This window comes from Natronorubrum marinum (assembly GCF_052040125.1).
In the GTDB taxonomy this organism is placed as follows: domain Archaea; phylum Halobacteriota; class Halobacteria; order Halobacteriales; family Natrialbaceae; genus Natronorubrum.
The window spans coordinates 137,642-156,191 of sequence record NZ_JBPPFV010000003.1; the positions used below are offsets into that span (position 1 = coordinate 137,642).

The window sequence follows — 18,550 nt, forward strand, 5'->3', positions numbered from 1 at the left end:
GAGGAGCTCTGAAGCGCCCGTTAGGGATATAGTCGATCCTGTGGTTGTCGACGCACGACTAACACAATCTTTCATCTCGGAAATACTTATATGCGTGCCGCGTCTTTTTACTCTTGTATGAGTAAGATACTCGCCACCGTCACGGCAGGCACCCGACGAGTCGCAAAGGCACGACGAACGATCGAACACTCCCCGCAGTTCGGCGGGGATCAGGAGACCGACGACGACAGCCCATCGGGACAGATTCCACCCGGCGGCTTCCTCACCGGGTGAGGACGAACCGATGGTCCTGACTCGCGGACGCAGTCTCCCTTTTCCACTCACCTCGACGCCGCGTAGCGATCGCTCCGGATCGGGTCATTCGGGACGACTCCTGATCGCACGGTAGCCGACAATCGACCGAGTACGCCGGTTCGATGCCGACGAGACATCGTTCAAGACGAATACTCACTCACTCGAGTACCGACGCCGGATGTTTGAGGTAGACATCCTGTTCGACCACTCGCTGATACACATCGTACAGCGTTTCGACGGCCGCCTCGTCGGGCTCGAACTGGATATGGGGCGCGGCGTGATAGCCCCGAGAGCTGACCAGGAAGAAGTACAGCGTTCGGTGGTGATCCGGCGTCGCGTCGACCACGCCCAGCGCTCGCCCGCCGAGGTCGTCCGAGAAGTCGTTGAGCAGCGCCGCGATGTCGTCCGCCAACTGCTCGTCCGGCCGGTACTGCGGGACGCCGAACGACTGCTGCATGAACGTCGTCGCCGCCTTGAGCATCGGGTTCGAGTCGATCCCGGTCGGATCGACGCGCCGAAACGTCTCGTACAACGCGAGGAGCGTCGAGAGCTCCTCGTTGGTGACTGCGATTGGGAAGACCGGCTCGCCGCGCGGGAGCGAGTAGTCCGGAAAAGCGTGCGAACTAGGGTTCGGCAGCCGGGCAAACACCTGCTCGAGGGACATGTATGCGACTACGACACACATACCCAAACGATTACTGGTGGCGGGAACCGGACGACGACTACTCGAGTCGGATCGTCGTCGCGTCGCTCGGCTGATAGCGGTCGTCGTGAGTCGCGACGAACGCACGGAGTTCGTACTCGCCGGGGTCGGGCACGATTGATTCATCCATGCCGCGATCCGTCGTGCGCTCGAGGCGGCCGTTCCAGGTGAACGTGACCTGTTTGCGCTCGCCGCCGCCGAACCGGAACTCGGAGGGGCGACTGCGGGTGTACCGGCGCTCGTCGCTGGCCTCGAGTTCGCCGTCGAACGTCCACCCCCAGCGGCGCTGTCGGGGCGTCGGGATCGAGACGGGCAGCGGGAAGCGGTTCTTGAAGACGACCGTGATCTCGACTGGTTCGTCGCGCTCGTAGACGTCGCGGTCGGTGTCGATCGAGACGGCGATCGACCGCCGGGCGAGCGCCGTCGGCACGAGCGCGGCGAGGAACGTCGCTACCGTGTACCGGGAGTCGTCGGTCCGGAATCCGAACTCGTCGTCCGCATCGGTCCCTCGCTCGTCTCGCGGTTGCGGACCGACCATCGAGTGGCAGTCCAACGCTCACCCACTAAACTGTGGGGCCGTACGACAGTTCGTGCGATGAGTCCGTCGCGGTCGAACTCGTGCCGATCGCACGACCGCTCGCGAAAGAGCGTTCAGTATGGACGAACTATTTATCGTTCACACAACTATCGGACCGTATGAAGTCTTGGTTCCCGGCGCTTGTCGGTATCGGAATCGGTGCCGTTCTTGGGTATCTATTCGGTGTACAGCGTGGAGACTTGTGGATCGGAGGTAGTATCGCAGTTGCTTCGGCAATTGCGGGGTACGGTTATCTTGCATATCCCGAATATCGAACCAGATGGTCTGGTGTTCACTCGAAGTTTTGGTACACTCTCATCGGTGTACTGGGGCCCATACTGATGCTTCTCACGCCAAATAGCGGACTCCTCTCCGATGACCTATCAGTAGTGGTCCTTTTCGGTAGTATCTGGCTCGGTGGCGTATATGCTGGTGTGGCACTTGCCCATGAGTCTCCGAACAACCCTGCTACTGAGACACCATCGACTCCGCAAACGTCTCCCGGCGACTAAGCTCAATACGCACGTGTATACGCCGAATCGGGGGCGATAACACCGGTTTTTAGTAGTACTGACTGGAGTTCACGATCGAAATCAGAGCAAAATGGGCGTTTTGAGCCGTCCGCTGTTTTTCCCCACCCCCAGTTATCGCCAGGCCGGAAGTGTCGGCGCGTCGTCTACCCGCATCGAAAGCCAGGCACCGTCGGCCGAGATATCGGCGATGACGTAGTCAGTACTCGAGCTACTCGAGTCGATCGAACCGACGACGGTGTCGTCGGACGTCATGGCGTGGGGGTTCGTCGCCATGTATGAGAGTGTCTCCCACTCACATATAAACTCGTCGAATCGGACTATCTCGCCAGCCGACTGATCGATACCCGTTATCGCGGGCGTACGAAACACTGGGTTTATACTCATTTTCGCCGTACCGTGGTGATATGAACGTAGCCGACGCCATGACGCCCCGCGAGGACGTGGTCACCGTCGAACTTCCAGGCACCCGCTCTGACGTCCTGGAGTACCTCCAGGAGAAGTCGTTCTCCTCCGTCCCGGTCGTCAAATCGACCGACGACGGCCTCGAGTACCGCGGGCTCGTCTCGCGGGACGTGCTGATCGAACAGCCCGACGAGGACCAGCTCGTCATGCTGATGGAGGACGTGCCAACGACGACGGCCGACACCGCGCTCGAGGACGTCGCGCGACTGATGGTCGACGAGGGCGCGCGCCGCGTCCCCGTCGTAGACGGGGAGTTCGAAGGAATCGTCACCGTGACGGACGTGATCCACGCGATCGCGACGGGTGACCAGGAGACCGACGGCACGGTCGAGGGCTACGCGAGCACGGACGTGAACACGAGCTACGAGGGCGCACCGCTCCCGGTCGCCGAGCGCGAACTGTACTACGCGAACGTTCCCTACACCGTCGCGCTGGACGAGGAGGGCAAGATGAGCGGCGTCCTCACGGAGGTCGACATCATCGACGTCGCTCGCATCGTCGAGGGCGAAGAGGAGACGGGCGACAACTTCCCGGATCAGGACTCGGAGTGGTCCTGGGAGGGGATCAAAGGCGTCGGGAGTCGCTACCTGCCGACGCGGGACATCGAGATCCCGACCGGTCCGGTCAGCGAGTTTATGAGCGGCGACGTGGTGACGGTTTCGGCCCAGGCGTCGGTTCAGGATGCCGCCCAGCAGATGATCAGCAACGATATCGAACAGATTCCAATGCTCACGGGCGAGCAGTTGGTCGGCATCGTCTGTGACGTCGATCTTCTGGAGGCGCTCTATGAGTGAACACGAACGCGCGGAGACGACGGCGACGACGGACGAATCGACGAGCGAGCAACTGGTCGAACTGGCCAAGCGACGGGGCTACTTCTTCCAGTCTTCCGGCGCGTACGGCGGCGTCGGCGGCTTCTATACGTTCGGTCCGCAGGGTGCCTCCCTGAAGGGCAACGTCGAGGACGCCTGGCGCGACCGCTTCGCCGTCGCGGAGGGGAACATGGAGATCGACGCGCCGACGATCATGCCCGAACCAGTGTTCGAAGCCTCGGGCCACCTCGACGGCTTCGACGACATGCTCGTCGAGTGTCCGGAGTGCGGCGAGAGCCACCGCGCGGACCACGTCGTCGAGGACAACACGGAGTACGAAGACGCCGAGAGCCTCCCCATTCCGGAAGTCGAGGAGGTCATCGCCGAACACCAGCTCGTCTGTCCGTCCTGCGGCGCCGGCCTCGCCGGCCAGGCCGTCGAGGCGTTCAACCTGATGTTCGCGACGAACATCGGCCCCGGCGACTCCCAGCCCGGCTACCTGCGTCCCGAGACCGCACAGGGTATCTTCGTCGAGTTCCCGCGGCTGAAGGAGTACGCCAGAAATCAGCTTCCGTTCGGCGTGACCCAGGTCGGCCGCGCCTACCGCAACGAGATCAGCCCCCGGCGCTCGATCATCCGAACCCGAGAGTTCACGCAGGCCGAACTCGAGTACTTCGTCGACCCCGAGGAGGACGAGCCGGACCTCTCGAGCGTCGAAGACGTCGAAGTCACGCTCTACCCGGCCAGCGAGCAGAACAAAGACGACGGCGACGAGATCGAGACGACCATCGGCGCGGCCGTCTCCGAGGGCGTCATCGCGAGTCCGTGGGTCGCGTACTTCCTCGGCGTCGCCAAGCCGTGGTACGACGCGGTCGGCGTCGACATGGACCGGTTTCGGTTCCGCCAGCACCTCTCGGGCGAGCGCGCCCACTACGCCAGCGACTGCTGGGACGCAGAGGGCGAGATCGACGGCAACTGGATCGAGCTGGCCGGCTTCGCCTACCGCGGCGACTACGACCTCTCGAAACACGCCGAACACTCCGGTGACCGCTTCACCGTCTTCAAGCAGTACGACGAGCCCAAAACGGTCGAACGCGCCACCGTCGACCCCGACATGAGCTATCTCGGGCCGGAGTTCGGCGGCGCGGCTCAGGACGTGGTCGATGAACTCGAGTCCCTCGCCGGCCGTGATCGAAGCGCCTTCGACGGCGACACCGTCGCAATCGACCTCGAGGGTGAAACCCACGAACTCCCCGTCGAGAAGACCGGCTTTTCGGTCGAGGAACAGACCGAGGCCGGCGAGCACATCGTCCCCCACGTCGTCGAGCCCTCCTTCGGTGTGGATCGGCTGGTCTACACCGTCCTCCACCACGCCTATCGCGAGGACGAGGTCGACGGCGAGGAGCGAACGTATCTGGACCTCGAGCCAGAAGTCGCCCCGACGTTCGTGGGCGTCTTCCCGCTCCAGAACGACGAAGAACTCGAGGCCCAGGCCGACGAAATCGTCGCCGACCTGCGCAAGGAAGGGCTCTCGATCACGTACGACGACTCGGGCAACATCGGTCGACGCTACCGCCGGCAGGACGAGGTCGGCACGCCGTTCTGCGTGACGGTCGATTACGAGACGGTAGAAGATGAAGAGACGACTGTCACGGTTCGCGAGCGAGACACGACTAACCAGAAGCGCCTGCCGGTTGAGGGGCTGGCGGAGACGCTGGCCGAGATTCGGGAAGGCGACCTCGAGTTCGAGGAGCTGTAGCGGTTCGGTTCAGTTTCTGCCGCAGACGGGTCGCCATCGCATCGGAAACGACGCACGACACTCCGTCTCAGTCCGGGCTCCAGTCGCCGAGATCACGAGCGACGAGCACGTGACCGAGAACGTAGAGCGGGACCGTGATCATGACGCCGACAATACCGTCGACCGCGATTTCGCCCGGGATCGGCGGCAGAAACAGGAACACTAGCACGGCGACGATTCCGATTGCGATGACGAGAATGCGTCCATCCGGCCCGAGATCGCGGGTCGCCGATTCGATCCGCCGACCGATCGGCGACTGAGCGAGCGGTCCCAGCACGATCGCACCGATGACGACTCCGACGGCGACCCAGCGCCAGTCGTGGACAGTGGACGCGTTGAGCGCCGCGAGGAGAACACCACAAACGGCGCCCACGAGATCGCTCTTTGTCGGCGGTCGATTCGGAAAGAACCCGTAGCAGTGTTGCATCCTTTTCGAGTCCCGATTATCGCGGCTGGACCGAATAGCTATCGGTTTGTCAACATCTCCGCCGGAACCGGCTTCGGCCGATCGCTTGAGGGCGCACCGATGACTACAACCGACGACCCCGCGGCGCACACAACCGACGGACTGAAGGTCCCGTTGTCCGAGGGGAAACGTGATGGCTGACGAACTGAAGCGACGACTCGTCCACTCGAGCGGGGCGGGTCTCGTCGCCCTCTACCTCCTCGCAGATTACTTCGAACTCGGGCTGACGTGGTCCCGGTTTCAGGTCCTGATGGTCGCTCTCGCCGTCGGCACGATCGGCCTCGAGTTCCTCCGGCTCCAAGTCGGACTCGACTGGCAGATCTACGACAAACTGACGCGAGACTACGAGCAAGACCAGTTCGCGGGCTACGGCTACTACATGGTCAGTATGACCGTAGCCGTGTTGCTCTTCGAGCCGGCGATTGCGCTGCCCGCAATGCTGATGCTCGCGCTCGGCGACCCGATCAGCGGCGCCGTCTCCGACGACAGCCTCAAATTCGTCAAGGGGCCGAAAGTGCTCGTCACGATGTTCGTCGTCAGCGCGATCATCGCCGCGCCGTTCCTCTACGAGACCCCGCTCGCCGTCCTCGCGGCCGCAGTCGGGGCGACTATCGCCGACGGGGTCAAGGTCCGGATCGGCGACTACATCGTCGACGACAACCTGACGATCCCGATCTACGCGGGGCTGTTGGCGTGGGTCGTCCTCGAGTTCGGTCCGGTCTGATCGAGGTCAAAGCGTTCCGATGTTGCTCGAGACGCTCTCGAGGCGACCCGAAGCGACGAGATGAGACGAAACCGGCACCGTCGAGAGCGATCAGAGATCGGTCGCCTGGAACCGCCAGTAGCCGACGCCGATCGTGACGACGATCCAGCCGACGAGTACCGCGAGCGCGACCGACGGCCGTTCGTAGACCGCCGGCTCGGACGGCGGCTGGATGAACGCCCCGCTGTTGAGGTCCGGATACGGCCCGGCGAGCAGGTTCGTGTACGCAGCGACCGGGTTCACCGCCGCGACGACGTCGACCCACTCCGGCGTCGCGTCGGGAAGCGAGAAGCCGTGGCGGACGTACAATACGGCCTGGGGGAGCGACGACCAGAGTCCGAAGAAAAAGAGGACGAAAACGCCGAACGCGGCGACCGTCGCTCGAGTTGTCGTCCGAACGACGGCCGAGATACCGACGGCGATGGCGGTGAACGTCACGCCGAGCAGCGCGAGCACCAGCGATACCGTGACGAGTCTACCCGGGTCGACGGTGACGTCGAGGAGCAGCGCCAGCGTGGCGGTAACGAGCAAGGAGGAGAACACCGCCGTACAGGCGACGACGCTCCGGCCGAGGAACGTTCCGACGACGACCGTTCGTCGGGAGAACGGGAGCCCGAGCAGGATTTTGAGCGACCCTGCCGTTCGCCTCTCGACGAGCGCGGAGGCGAAGAAGCCGAGCACTAACAGCGGTACCAGCATCGCGAACAGCGGGAGCACCGCGGGGATCAGTTCCGGCCGGCTTCCGGACAGCGCCGACGCCGACTGATCGGCGGCGTACGTCACGAGGAGCCCGAGGAGGGCGAAGATCGCGACCAGCAACTGCAACTGCCGCTCGCGGACGGTGTCGCGAACGTCCTCGCGGACGAACAGTGCGAGGGCCCTGCCGGCGCTCACTGGGCGACACCCCGCGTGTAGCTCTCGAACAGCTCCTCGAGCGACGTCTCGTCCGTCGTTACGTTTCGGACATCCGCCGTGGAATCGTAGAACGCGGCGATGACGGCTGCCTTCGTGGCGTCGTCGCAAGCGACGACCACGGTCGAGCCGTCCGTTTTGAGGCCGGTGACGCCCTCGAGCGAGCGGACGCGTGCAACCGTGTCGTCCGGAACCGACGACAGCTCGATCGTCACGGTCGACGAGCCGCCGGTCGACGCCCGCAGCGCGTCGATCGTGTCGACGGTGACGAGTTCGCCGCCGTCGAGAATCGCGACGCGATCGCAGACCGCCTCGACCTGTTCCATGATGTGACTCGAGAAGAAGACGGTCGCCCCGCGCTCGTTCTCCTCGCGGACGATCCGGCGCATGGTTCGCGCGCCGTTGGGATCGAGGCCGGTCGAGGGCTCGTCCAGCACGAGCAGGTCCGGCTCGCCCACGAGCGCGACCGCGAGCATCAGTCGCTGTACCATTCCCTTCGAGTACTCCGAGACGGGATACGTGTCCGGGCCGCGCATGCCGACGCGCTCTATGAGGTCGTCGGGGTCGTCGTCGGCGTCTTTCGCGTCGATGGCGAACGTCACGTGCTCGCGGCCCGTTCGCTCGCCGATCGGGCCGTAGCCGTCCGGGAGAACGCCGACGCGTTGGCGAACGGCGGTGCTCTCGGTGGCGACGTCGCGACCGAGGACGCGAACCGAGCCCTCGGTCGGGGCGGCGTAGTCGAGCAGAATGTCGATCGTGGTCGACTTTCCGGCACCGTTCGGGCCCAAAAATCCGAAGACTTCGCCGGATTGAACGGTGAGATCGAGGTCGTGGAGGGCAGTGACCGAGCGACTACCAAAGAGACCGCGTCGATGGTAGCGTTTGGTCACGCCGCGAAGTTCGATCGCGGTCATACAGCGGTCATCTCAGCAGTCAATCATTAACTTTTTGATCAGTCCGGTCGTTCGGCCGACCTCCCTCGAGAACGAACGGGTCGAACGTCCGTCGGCGGTGGCGAATCGACGTCCACAGTTGAAACGGCCGACGAATCGAGGTCGCCGGTCGGCAGCGAAAATTCGAATCAGGCGTTCAGTCGCCAGATCTCGAAGTTGAGCACCGTCGCGAACGTCACCCACGCGAGATACGGCACGAGCAGCGCCGCCGCGCGACGGTCGACCCGACGGAAGGAAGCGATCGTCGCGACGATCAGGCCCCAGAGGACGAGGATGATGCCGAGGGCGACCAGCGGCGCCTCGAGGGCGAAGAATGCCGGTGTCCAGGCGACGTTGAATACCATCTGTACGCCGAACAGGCCGAATGCGAGCCGTCGACCCGAGGAGTCGCTGCGCCAGACGAGCCACAGGGCGACGCCGAGGAGGGTAAAGATTACCGTCCAGACGATCGGAAACGCGATTCCGGGCGGGTAGAACCACGGCTTCGTGAGGCTCCGAAACCAGGACGTATCGGGCGACGAGAGAACCCCGGGGAGACTCCCGATCAGGTTGATCGCGAGCACGAATCCGACGGCCTGAAGCAGCGGATCGCGATCGGGGAGTCGACGCGTGACGCGGGCGAAGTCGGCGACCATAGCGCGCGTACGACTCGAGTCCGGAAAGCGCTGGTGCCGTCGAGTACGGGAACGATACCGACGCGATCAGCACGCGCGAAGTGTCCCGTTGCGACCGGTCCGAACGGTTTCGGACGGTGACTCCCCTAATAGAAATGCCTATAGTGTTCGGTTAGAATCACGTTGACAGATGGGTCCCGCTTTCCGTCCCGCCCTCCTCGAGTCGGGACGCCGGCTCCGAACCGCTCTCCACCGGCGCGTCCAGATCGACACGCGAACGCTGGCCGTCTTCCGGATCTTCGTGGGGCTGCTCGTCGTCGCGGACCTGTTGCTCCGGTCGCGGAATTTCCGGTACTTCTACACCGACGACGGCGTCGCCCCGCGGTCGCTGGTGCTGGAGGCCTCGGCGAGCGATCCGTTCTCGGTCTATCACCTGACGACGGATCCGACGCTGATCGCGGCCCTGTTCGTCCTCCAGGGGCTGATCGCCGTCCAGTTGATCGTCGGCTACAAGACGCGACTCGCGACGGTGTTGACGTTCCTGTTCGTCGTCTCGCTCGACCACCACAACCCGTTCGTGCTGAGCTACGCCGACACGCTCTTTCGACTGCTGCTGTTCTGGGCCGTCTTTCTGCCACTCGGCGAGCGCTGGTCGGTCGACGCCGTCCACGCCGGTCGCGAGCCCAGATCGGTCGTCGCGAACGCCGCGACCGCGCTGATCATGGGCCAGATGGTCTACATGTACTTCACGAACGGGCTCATCAAATCCCAGTCCGACGTCTGGACGAGCGGCGACGCCGCGCCGCTGGTGCTCGGCATCGACGAGATTACCTTCCTGCTAGGCGACACCATCCGTCAGGTTCCGACGTTGCTCGAACTCGGCGGCCTGATCTGGTTTACCATCCTCGTCTGCTCGCCGCTGTTGATCCTCCTCCCCGGCCGCTGGCGATACCCCCTGATCGGGCTGTTCGCGGCCGGTCACCTCTCGTTTGCCATTTCGGTTCGCATCGGCGCGTTCCCCTACGTCGCGCTCGCGGGACTGCTCGTCTTCTTCCAGACGCCGTTCTGGGAGGATCTGCAGCGGCTGGGACGGTACGCGGGGATCGATCTCGAGCGACTCTCCGCTCGCGCCGCATCGCTCGGGCGGGCAGCCACCTATTTCCCGAGCTATCGACTGGACTCCGACCGAGCGGTGCGGATCCGCGGCCGCGCCTACACGCTCGCGCTCGGCGCCGTCGTCGTCACGCTCCTGTTCGTCGCGGCCGTCATGGTGTTCAACGTCGGCGCCGCGCTGGCCGACGACGAAAGCGACCAGCCGATGGAAGATCGGGTCGAGGGGACGGTCCAGGAGACGCTCGCCGAGACGAGGGGCGTCAGTCGGATCGAATCGACCGCCTCGAGGTTCGGCATCGATCAACCCATCGGTTGGGGCGTCTTCGCCGGACCGGATCCGCGGACGACGGACCGCTACTACGTCTTCCCCGCCGAAACCGAACATGGCGAGGTAGTCGACGCCTACACCGAGGGACCGTTGACCTACGAGCGACCCCACGACGGCCAGTTACAGAAGCAGTACGACACCTATCGCTACCGGTTCTACATGAACAGCGTCCGCCGCGGCAGCGTCCAGAACGCGGTTCCCGACCACCTGTTCGAGCACGTCTGCGAGATCTGGGCGGACGACCACGGCGAGGAACTCGCGTACGTCAACATGTACGCGGTCCACGAGGACGTGACGTACGAGACGATTACCGACCCGGAGAATCGGGACCGGGAGTACCTCGGGATCTACCGCCACGGTTGCGGCGACAACGAGCCGAAAGTGATCGAGCCGCCGGAGTGAGGCGGTTCGACACGTGCGGCAGTGAGGATCGCCCGTCGTTCAACCGGTAGCGAACGCACCGTTGCCCCGGGGCGATCATCGATCGCCGATCTGTCGTTTCATCGCGTTCCGTGCCGCTCTGGCTCTCTGTGCCGCGTCGGTCTCGCTCCAGAGTCCGGCCCCACTACGAACATCTTTATCCATGAGTGACAGTATTCGGTACTGCGTCAAAATCGTTGTCCCCTGGTGGCACGAACAGACGACCTTCCTCGAACAGCGCGGCATTTCACTTCCGCTACGGTACGAGAACCCTTATTCACGCCGACGATGAACCACAGCCAATGGCAGCAACGGACGAGGGCACAGAGATCCCCTCCATCGAGCATCCACTCCTCGAGCCCGACTTCCTCGAGCGCCGACTCTACCAGCTGAAACTCGCCGGCACGGCCGCGAACGGACACACGCTCGTCTGTCTCCCGACCGGCCTGGGCAAGACGACGGTGAGCCTGCTCGTCACGGCGCGCCGACTCGAGGAGGTCGGCGGCAAGGCGCTAATGCTCGCGCCGACCAAGCCGCTCGTCCAGCAACACGCCGATTTCTACCGCGAGGCGCTGCAGATCCCCGACGAGGAGATCGTCGTCTTCACCGGCGACGTGAGCCCGGACGACCGCGCCGAGACGTGGGAGCAGGCGACGGTCGTGATGGCGACGCCGCAGGTGATCGAGAACGACCTCGTCGGAAGCCGAATCTCGCTGTCCGACGTCACCCACCTCACCTTCGACGAGTGCCACCGCGCGACTGGCGACTACGCGTACAACTACATCGCCGAGCGCTACCACGCCGACGCGAGCCAGCCGCTCGTGACCGGGATGTCGGCCTCTCCCGGCGGCGACGAGGAGGCCATCCTCGAGGTCTGTGCGAACCTCGGCATCCAGGACGTCGAGGTGATGACCGAGGAGGACGCCGACGTCAGCGAGTTCACCCACGACACCGACGTCGAGTGGGAACGCATCGACCTCCCCGAGGAGGTCATCGAAATTCGCGACGCGCTGAACGAGGTGATCACAGACCGCTTAGAGAAACTCAAGGAACTCGGCGTGGCGAAGTCGACCCAGCCCGATCAGTCTCAGAAGGACCTCAACCGGATGCGAGCGGAACTCCAGCAGCTGATCAACAACGACCAGTCGGAGGGGTTCAAGGGGATGTCCGTCCACGCGGAGGTGATGAAACTCCGGCAGGCCGTCACGCTCGTCGAGACCCAGAGCGTCGAGGCGGTCTGCCGGTACTTCGACCGCCAGCGCAACCAGGCCAGATCCTCGGGCGCGTCGAAAGCGAGCCAGCGGATGGTTTCGGACCCCCGCGTTCGCGAAGCGATGCGCAAGGCCGAGTCCTTCGACCAGCTACACCCGAAGTACCGCAAGACTCGGATGCTGCTGGCCGAGACGCTTGGGCTCGAGGGCGGCGAACGAGTCATCGTCTTCACCGAGTCCCGCGACACGGCGGAGGCGCTGACGGAGTTTCTGAACGACAGCTTCGACGCCAAGCGCTTCGTCGGCCAGGGCGACCGGGAGGGATCGGACGGGATGACCCAGAAGCAGCAACAGGAGGTGTTAGACCAGTTCCGCGCCGCCGAGTTCGAAGTGCTGGTCTCGACGTCGGTCGCCGAGGAGGGGCTGGACGTCCCCGAGGTCGACCTCGTGCTCTTTTATGAACCCGTTCCCACCGCGATTCGGTCCATCCAGCGCAAGGGACGAACGGGCCGCCAGTCCGAAGGTCGCGTCGTCGTTCTCATGGCCGAAGACACCCGCGACGAGGCCTACTTCTGGATCTCCCAGCGCCGCGAGAAGGAGATGGAGTCCGAACTTCGCGAGCTAAAGGGGATGGCCGACACGCTCGCCGAGGAGTTGGACGACTCCCAGCAGGCGCTGTCGGATTTCGACGGCGACGCTGCCGGCGGTAGCGAAGCGGAAGTGAACGGAAGCGGCGGAAATTCGACCGCAGTCGGCGATTCTTCCAGTGGAAGTGAGGGGGTTTCGGCACAGCCCGGGCTGCAGGATTTCTCGAGCGACAACTCGGAGTCGAGTACCGATGAATCGGGTGCTGGAGACGAGCAACCGAGCGACGAGGACGGCGAACTCGAGGACGAACCCGTCGACGGCGACGCCGACTCCGTCGAAACCCACGAACCCCACGCCGAGGGTGACGGGATCGAGATCGTCGCCGACCAGCGCGAGATGGACGCCAACATCGCGCGGGATCTCTCGAGGCGCGAGGAGATCGAGATCCGCCTCGAGACGCTCGACGTCGGCGACTACGTCTGTTCGGACCGCGTCGTCGTCGAGCGCAAGTCCGTCGCGGACTTCGTCGACTCGCTGGTCGGCGGCGACCGCTCGATCTTCGAGCAGGTCGGCGCGATGGCCCGTCACTACTCCCGGCCGATCGTGATCGTCGAGGGCGACGGCATCTACGAACAGCGGGACATTCACCCGAACGCGATCCGCGGCGCGCTCTCGAGTCTGGCCGTGGACTTCGGCGCGAGCGTGTTGCGAACCGACGGCGAAGACGAGACGACCGAACTGCTCGCGGTGATCGCCGGCCGCGAGCAGGAGACGTCCGATCGCGAGGTGTCGGTCCACGGCGAGAAGGGGGCGAAGACGGTCGCCGAACAGCAGGAGTACGTCGTCTCCTCGATCGCCGAGATCGGACCGGTGACCGCGCGGTCGCTACTCTGTGAGTTCGGCACCGTCGAAGCCGTGATGATCGCGAACGAGGACGAACTGCAGGCGGCCGACGGCGTCGGCGCCGTGACAGCGGAACGGATGCGGGAGGTCATCGGAACCGAGTACGCGGGGTCGAACTGATCGACGCCCGAGTTACCGACCCCTTACGCTCGAGCGGACGGCTGTTTCCACGAACTACTGAAACGATAGCGAGACGAGGCGGTCAGCGAGGACATCCAGTGACGGACCCCGCGACGATCGGACGGCGGTGACGGGCCCCCACAACGGTCGGATAACAGTGACAGACTCCACGATGATCGGACGACAGTAACAGGATGAACGGAGCCAACCCGGGACGATCCTCGTCGATGCAGTCGGCGACGACCGCGGAGGCAGCGACGCCGCTGGCGACCGGTCCGTCGCTGACCCCGCCGTTCGACGACCCCGTGCTCATCTTCGGGCTCGCGATGGTGATCTTCCTCGTCGCGCCGCTCGTCCTCAAACGCTACCGGCTCCCCGGAATTATCGGCGTCATCCTGATCGGGGCCGCGATCGGTCCGAACGGCGCCCACCTGCTCGAGCGCGACGCGACGATCCAGTTGCTCGGCGAGGTCGGCCTGATCTACCTGATGTTCATCGCGGGCCTCGAGATCAACCTCAATCAGTTCGTCGAGTACAAAGACCGGAGTATCGTCTTCGGGCTGTTATCGTTCGTTATCCCACAGGCGGTCGGAATGGTAGTCGGCGTCTACGTGCTAGGGCTGACGGTCGCCGCAGCGTCGCTGTTCGCGGCCGTGTTCGCCTCCCACACGTTGCTGGCTTACCCGGTCGTCAACCGTCTCGGCATCGCGACGGACGAGGCGATGACCGCGACGATCGGCGGCACGATCCTGACCGATACGCTCGCCCTCCTCGTGCTCGCGGTCGTGATCGCGTCCGTCGACGGGGCGTTAGACACCGCGTTCTGGCTGCAACTCGGCGTTGGACTGACGCTGTTTTTCGTCGGTATCTGGCTGCTCGTCCCCCGACTCGGACGCTGGTTCTTCCGCATCCACGACGAGGAGAGCTACTTCGAGTTCCTGTTCGTGATGGCCGTCCTCTTCATCTGCGCCTTCCTCGCCGAACTCGTCGGCGTCGAACACATCATCGGGGCCTTCCTCGCCGGTCTCGCACTCAACCGGCTGATCCCCCAGTCTGGGCCGCTGATGAACCGCATCGAGTTCGTCGGCAACGCGCTGTTCATCCCCTTCTTTCTACTCTCCGTTGGGATGCTCGTCAACGTGGGCATCCTACTCGCGGGGACCGGAACGCTCGTGATCGCGGGCTCGTTGATCGTGATGGTGCTGACGACGAAGTACGTCGCCGCGTGGGTGACGGGACGGCTCTACGGCTACGGCCGCGATCAGGTGCTGGGCATGTTCGGTCTCTCGGTTGGCCAGGCCGCCGCTGCGCTCGCGATCGTCCAGATCGGCTTTGAGGCGGGCATTCCCGGCTTCGATCAGAACATGATCAACGCCGTCGTGCTGATGATCCTCGTCGTGAGTTTGGTCAGTCCGGCGCTCGTCGAACGCGCCGGCGGCGCGCTCGTTCGCGTACGCGAGCACGAGGAGTACGATCCGAGCGACACGCGACAGCGAATCCTCGTCCCCGTTTCGACGAGTTCGAAGTACAGGGAGTCGCTGCTGGATCTGGCGTTTACGATCCGCAACGAGCGCGACGACGAGCCGATCCATACCGTCGCGGTCGTCCGGCCCGACGCGAACACGCGAACGGAGGCGAAAGTCGCCAGAGCGGAGGCGCTGCTCGACGAGATGGAGGCCTACGCCTCGAGCGCCGAAGTGCCGATCGAAGAACACACCCGGGTCAATCACAACATCGCCTCCGGCATCGTCCACTCGAGCGTCGAGAACCGGATCACCACGCTCGTCATCGGCTGGGACGGCGCTCGCTCGCGAACCCAACAGGTGTTCGGCCACACCATCGACCGGGTGCTCAGTCGAACCACTCAGTTAGCGCTGGTCAGCCGCGTGCGAGACCGGCTCAACACGACTCGGCGGATCGTTCTCGTCCTCCCGCCGGGGATCGACCACAACGACGGCTTCCCCGAGGCGCTGCACACGGTGAAGCTCATCTCCGAACAGACGGGCGCGCCGATTCGAGGGCTCGTGATCGGCGGGAACCGAGCGCAGTGCCAGCGGCTGTTCGGCCTCGTCGAGCCGGACGCACCCGGCGAGTTCGTCGACCTGAACGACTGGGACGAACTGCTCGCGACGCTTCGCGACGACGTTCGCTCGGACGACCTCGTCGTCTGCATGAGCGCGCGCCGGAACGATATCGGGTGGGATCCCAAACTGCAGACGCTCCCGAAGAGCATCTCGACGCTCACGGAGGGCAACTTCGTCGTGATGTATCCGGCGACCGAGGAGCGAGACGACGACCGGCAGTTCCTCCGGTTCTCCTGAGGAATCTCAGCACCGCTGTTCGACGAGCGTGATCTGACGCGGCTCCTCGTACTCACCGTCGACCGGACTCTGTTGGATGAATCGATGGATCGTTACCGTCTCGAGGTCGTCGCCGAGATAGGGCGATAACTGGTCACAGACCCAGTTGGCGTACTCGCCGGAGATCATTTCGGTCGGTTCGTTGCCCGCCGAGTTACGGACCGACTCCATGTATTTGCGGTGACGGAACGTCTCGTACTCCTGCGATGCGTCCGGTGGACGATCGCTTACCACGGCTTCACCATTGAAAGCATTGAACGTCGCTCCGTCTTTCGTCTCCGCTTCGGCGGCGTACCAACTGTACGACTGCGACGGGTCGGGCGTGTACAACCCCCATCGCTGTTCGTCGGGAAGGTTCGACTCCATCTCGTCTGGGACGGCCATCCCGGTCGCGTGACTCGCGCTAAAGGCCAGGATCCAGACGAGAAAAATGACACCGACGACGGTCTTCAACGATCGACCGTACGTGACGGCGAACGAGGTGATCGATTCGTGACCCCTTCGAAGCAGAGCATCGAGTACGCGCCGTTCCACGGGCGGTCGGCCGATCGGACCCAGATGAGACGCGGTCGGGAGTCGATCGATAAGCGGTCGAGACGGGATCAACGAAGCGGCCGAATCCCAGAACGGAGCCGTGAGGAACGGAAGCACCGCTGCGATCAGGACGAGCGGAAACAGACCGACGGACATCACCGGCAGCATTCCGAGGAACGCGCCGATATACGCGAGGGCAAAGACCGCTCGCAACCGCCCGGTAGTACACAGGAGGAACACGACCGAACCGGTCAGTAACGTCACCCAGATCCAGTTGAGCGCCTCCAGAAGCGCCGGGTACTTCCCGAGGTGATTGCCGAGATAGATCGTCATTACGTCGTTGGCGAGGGCGATTCCGATCGCTTCGCCGGCGAACCACGTATCGCCACCGTGTTTGAGAATCGCGTTTTGGGTCAGGACGGCGATCGGTTGGACGAGAAGCGCAGCAGTCGTGAATCCGACCACGGTAGTCCGCGCTGTGCCGCGACGCAGCGCGTCGATCGACCACCGTTCCCCCAGCGGGACCAGAACCGCGACCAGGAGCAAGACTCGGAGTAATCGGTCTGCGCCGTTGAGGACCAGGGGATTTCGCACCTGCAACGACACGAGCAGCAAAAGCGAGACGAGCGCGACCAGTCTCGTTCGATAGCCCAGTATCAGTGCGATCGCAAACGCCGCGGCGACCGCGAACAGCAACTGCTGAAACCACAGTTCGCCGGAGAGGCCGTGAAGCGAGTAGCCGTCGTACAGACTGGACGTAGCCTCGTAGAGCGCAACCGGATAGACGCCATCGTCGGTGTAGAAGTACCGCATATCCCGTGCCCGGTGGAGCAGGTCGACGAGAATGATCAGACCGAGGGCGATACGAAGTGCCGCAAGGGCACGCGTGTCGATTTCGAACCGAGACCGAACCCGTTCGTGAACCCACTCGAGTCGATTGCCGAGGGAGAGAGTATCGCCCGTTTCGAACCCCTTTCGGTCCGGTTTTAGCTCTCCGCCCATGATTCTCGAATCACCTCCGGACGGACTGTGTACCGTTCCCAGCGGTCCGGCGTTCCAGCTGAGACGCTCCACTTTTCGAGGGGAAACATGATAGCTCATGTGAATAAGTCCGACATAAGTTTTGTGTGTTTACTAACCAGTAATCGCGTTTCGCCCCGGGTATGCTACCTCCCCTACAAAAAGAGGCGACGGCCGACTACGGGAACCGAGAGCCTCGAACGTCACAGCTGTACGGACGCGGCTGTAGCGACAACGAACCGGAGACGACCCAGCCGCCGAAGTTCTGACGAGTCAGTCGTCACACGGCGAGCCGAACCGAGCGCCCGAGTAACGAACCGAGAACGTGCCTCCTTACCGCAGCGTCTCGAGCGTCTCGCTCGCCTCGCGGGCGGCCTCGAGACACTCTTTCGCGTACCGCGGATCGTCGGTTTCGGCGGCCTTACGGGCGAACTTCTCGAGAGTCTGCACGAGGGAGGCGTGAGCCGCCTCGAGATCGCCGTCGGCGGGCGAGGACTGGGTGGTCGACCGACGGCCGTCGAACGACCGAGGTGAAGGGGCCGACGACGGGGTCCCGGGCCGCGGCTCGTCCTCGGTGCTCGAGTCGGTCTCGGGTACGGAATCGGTCGGACCGCTCGAGTCGTCTCGGACGCCGGAGTCGGTCGGGTCGTGCCCTCGAGCGGCCGCCGGATCGACTGCCGAGCCCGTGTCAGTAGCCGTCCCACCAACCTCGGCGTCGGCCGGACTCGACGGCGCGGGATCCGTCTGCTGGGCTTCAGTATCGGCGGTCTCCTTGTCGGCCGTCTCTTCGGCCGGCTGGGCCTCGAGTTCCGTCCCCTGAACGGCGTCCGGGTTGCCGTGACAGCTCGGACAGAACGTGGTGCCGTCCTCCTGAAAGAGCGGGTCGCCGCAGGTGCCACAGTGGGCGTTCGTCATCGTGGCTCCCTTGAGCAGCAGGTCGCTCATGCGCTGGGTCGCCTCCCGTTCGCGTTCGTCGCGCTCGTACTTCTCCCGGAGTTTCTCGCGTTCGGCTTCCTTGTCGAAGTCGCTCATACTCGTCTAGAGGGAGTGGAACGTCGAAAAAGCT

At 64.1% G+C, this 18,550-nt stretch carries 16 protein-coding genes; 7 read left to right on the plus strand and 9 right to left on the minus strand.

The window, feature by feature from the left end; translation table 11 throughout:
• Nucleotides 1-117: 117 nt before the first annotated feature.
• The gene (locus tag ACSFC5_RS16930; RefSeq protein WP_440766422.1) at nucleotides 118-273 is read left to right on the plus strand and encodes a hypothetical protein; all 156 of its coding nucleotides are present in this window, start codon (nucleotides 118-120) and stop codon (nucleotides 271-273) included.
• 178 nt (nucleotides 274-451) lie between these two features.
• Here the strand turns inward: ACSFC5_RS16930 and ACSFC5_RS16935 are convergent, their stop codons facing one another.
• From ACSFC5_RS16935 to ACSFC5_RS16945, 3 genes are all read right to left on the minus strand, one after another.
• Nucleotides 452-958 (minus strand): hypothetical protein, encoded by a 507-nt coding sequence (locus ACSFC5_RS16935; protein WP_440766423.1) that lies wholly within the window; start codon nucleotides 956-958, stop codon nucleotides 452-454.
• 58 nt (nucleotides 959-1,016) lie between these two features.
• Nucleotides 1,017-1,535: a DUF7974 family protein gene (locus ACSFC5_RS16940; RefSeq protein WP_440766424.1), complete on the minus strand. Its 519-nt coding sequence runs from the start codon at nucleotides 1,533-1,535 to the stop codon at nucleotides 1,017-1,019.
• Nucleotides 1,536-2,218: 683 nt separating this feature from the next.
• Nucleotides 2,219-2,380: a DUF7556 family protein gene (locus tag ACSFC5_RS16945; RefSeq protein WP_440766425.1), complete on the minus strand. Its 162-nt coding sequence runs from the start codon at nucleotides 2,378-2,380 to the stop codon at nucleotides 2,219-2,221.
• A gap of 131 nt (nucleotides 2,381-2,511) precedes the next feature.
• Here ACSFC5_RS16945 and ACSFC5_RS16950 point away from each other — a divergent pair, with 131 nt between their 5' ends.
• Nucleotides 2,512-3,363 (plus strand): CBS domain-containing protein, encoded by an 852-nt coding sequence (locus ACSFC5_RS16950; RefSeq protein ID WP_440766426.1) that lies wholly within the window; start codon nucleotides 2,512-2,514, stop codon nucleotides 3,361-3,363.
• On the plus strand, nucleotides 3,356-5,140 hold the full coding sequence (gene glyS, locus ACSFC5_RS16955) for a glycine--tRNA ligase (RefSeq protein ID WP_440766427.1): 1,785 nt from the start codon (nucleotides 3,356-3,358) through the stop codon (nucleotides 5,138-5,140). Before ACSFC5_RS16950 ends, glyS begins: the two co-directional genes overlap by 8 nt.
• 67 nt (nucleotides 5,141-5,207) lie before the next feature.
• On the opposite strand, the gene ACSFC5_RS16960 is transcribed toward glyS, so the two are convergent.
• Nucleotides 5,208-5,606: a hypothetical protein gene (locus tag ACSFC5_RS16960; protein ID WP_440766428.1), complete on the minus strand. Its 399-nt coding sequence runs from the start codon at nucleotides 5,604-5,606 to the stop codon at nucleotides 5,208-5,210.
• 172 nt (nucleotides 5,607-5,778) lie between these two features.
• Here ACSFC5_RS16960 and ACSFC5_RS16965 point away from each other — a divergent pair, with 172 nt between their 5' ends.
• Nucleotides 5,779-6,369, plus strand: a complete 591-nt coding sequence (locus ACSFC5_RS16965) for a dolichol kinase (RefSeq protein ID WP_440766429.1) — start codon at nucleotides 5,779-5,781, stop codon at nucleotides 6,367-6,369.
• A gap of 90 nt (nucleotides 6,370-6,459) precedes the next feature.
• On the opposite strand, the gene ACSFC5_RS16970 is transcribed toward ACSFC5_RS16965, so the two are convergent.
• The 3 genes from ACSFC5_RS16970 to ACSFC5_RS16980 form a co-directional block, all read right to left on the minus strand.
• Entirely contained in the window at nucleotides 6,460-7,302 is an 843-nt protein-coding gene (locus ACSFC5_RS16970; RefSeq protein WP_440766430.1) for an ABC transporter permease, read from the minus strand.
• Nucleotides 7,299-8,234 carry an ABC transporter ATP-binding protein gene (locus ACSFC5_RS16975; protein ID WP_440766431.1) on the minus strand — a complete coding sequence of 312 codons (936 nt, stop codon included), beginning with the start codon at nucleotides 8,232-8,234 and terminating at the stop codon, nucleotides 7,299-7,301. The genes ACSFC5_RS16970 and ACSFC5_RS16975 overlap by 4 nt, the downstream gene beginning before the upstream one ends.
• A gap of 167 nt (nucleotides 8,235-8,401) precedes the next feature.
• A complete protein-coding gene (locus tag ACSFC5_RS16980; protein WP_440766432.1) occupies nucleotides 8,402-8,908 on the minus strand; it encodes a TspO/MBR family protein in 507 nt (168 codons plus the stop codon).
• 169 nt (nucleotides 8,909-9,077) lie between these two features.
• Here ACSFC5_RS16980 and ACSFC5_RS16985 point away from each other — a divergent pair, with 169 nt between their 5' ends.
• The 3 genes from ACSFC5_RS16985 (at nucleotide 9,078) to ACSFC5_RS16995 (ending at nucleotide 15,891) form a co-directional block, all read left to right on the plus strand.
• On the plus strand, nucleotides 9,078-10,730 hold the full coding sequence (locus ACSFC5_RS16985; RefSeq protein WP_440766433.1) for an HTTM domain-containing protein: 1,653 nt from the start codon (nucleotides 9,078-9,080) through the stop codon (nucleotides 10,728-10,730).
• Between the two features lie 320 nt (nucleotides 10,731-11,050).
• Nucleotides 11,051-13,570 (plus strand): DEAD/DEAH box helicase, encoded by a 2,520-nt coding sequence (locus ACSFC5_RS16990; protein ID WP_440766434.1) that lies wholly within the window; start codon nucleotides 11,051-11,053, stop codon nucleotides 13,568-13,570.
• 227 nt (nucleotides 13,571-13,797) lie between these two features.
• Entirely contained in the window at nucleotides 13,798-15,891 is a 2,094-nt protein-coding gene (locus ACSFC5_RS16995; RefSeq protein WP_440766435.1) for a cation:proton antiporter domain-containing protein, read from the plus strand.
• A gap of 6 nt (nucleotides 15,892-15,897) precedes the next feature.
• Here ACSFC5_RS16995 and ACSFC5_RS17000 read toward each other — a convergent pair whose 3' ends face one another.
• Nucleotides 15,898-17,466, minus strand: a complete 1,569-nt coding sequence (locus ACSFC5_RS17000; RefSeq protein WP_440766436.1) for an HTTM domain-containing protein — start codon at nucleotides 17,464-17,466, stop codon at nucleotides 15,898-15,900.
• A gap of 351 nt (nucleotides 17,467-17,817) precedes the next feature.
• Entirely contained in the window at nucleotides 17,818-18,516 is a 699-nt protein-coding gene (locus ACSFC5_RS17005; RefSeq protein WP_440766437.1) for an Sjogren's syndrome/scleroderma autoantigen 1 family protein, read from the minus strand.
• Between the last annotated feature and the right edge of the window lie 34 nt (nucleotides 18,517-18,550).

Coding starts and splice junctions, on each gene's coding strand:
- ACSFC5_RS16930 (WP_440766422.1), top strand. CDS start 118: ATGAGTAAGATACTCGCCACCGTCACGGCAGGCACCCGACGAGTCGCA.
- ACSFC5_RS16935 (WP_440766423.1), bottom strand. CDS start 958: ATGTCCCTCGAGCAGGTGTTTGCCCGGCTGCCGAACCCTAGTTCGCAC.
- ACSFC5_RS16940 (WP_440766424.1), bottom strand. CDS start 1,535: ATGGTCGGTCCGCAACCGCGAGACGAGCGAGGGACCGATGCGGACGAC.
- ACSFC5_RS16945 (WP_440766425.1), bottom strand. CDS start 2,380: ATGGCGACGAACCCCCACGCCATGACGTCCGACGACACCGTCGTCGGT.
- ACSFC5_RS16950 (WP_440766426.1), top strand. CDS start 2,512: ATGAACGTAGCCGACGCCATGACGCCCCGCGAGGACGTGGTCACCGTC.
- glyS (WP_440766427.1), top strand. CDS start 3,356: ATGAGTGAACACGAACGCGCGGAGACGACGGCGACGACGGACGAATCG.
- ACSFC5_RS16960 (WP_440766428.1), bottom strand. CDS start 5,606: ATGCAACACTGCTACGGGTTCTTTCCGAATCGACCGCCGACAAAGAGC.
- ACSFC5_RS16965 (WP_440766429.1), top strand. CDS start 5,779: ATGGCTGACGAACTGAAGCGACGACTCGTCCACTCGAGCGGGGCGGGT.
- ACSFC5_RS16975 (WP_440766431.1), bottom strand. CDS start 8,234: ATGACCGCGATCGAACTTCGCGGCGTGACCAAACGCTACCATCGACGC.
- ACSFC5_RS16980 (WP_440766432.1), bottom strand. CDS start 8,908: ATGGTCGCCGACTTCGCCCGCGTCACGCGTCGACTCCCCGATCGCGAT.
- ACSFC5_RS16985 (WP_440766433.1), top strand. CDS start 9,078: ATGGGTCCCGCTTTCCGTCCCGCCCTCCTCGAGTCGGGACGCCGGCTC.
- ACSFC5_RS16990 (WP_440766434.1), top strand. CDS start 11,051: ATGGCAGCAACGGACGAGGGCACAGAGATCCCCTCCATCGAGCATCCA.
- ACSFC5_RS16995 (WP_440766435.1), top strand. CDS start 13,798: ATGCAGTCGGCGACGACCGCGGAGGCAGCGACGCCGCTGGCGACCGGT.
- ACSFC5_RS17000 (WP_440766436.1), bottom strand. CDS start 17,466: ATGGGCGGAGAGCTAAAACCGGACCGAAAGGGGTTCGAAACGGGCGAT.
- ACSFC5_RS17005 (WP_440766437.1), bottom strand. CDS start 18,516: ATGAGCGACTTCGACAAGGAAGCCGAACGCGAGAAACTCCGGGAGAAG.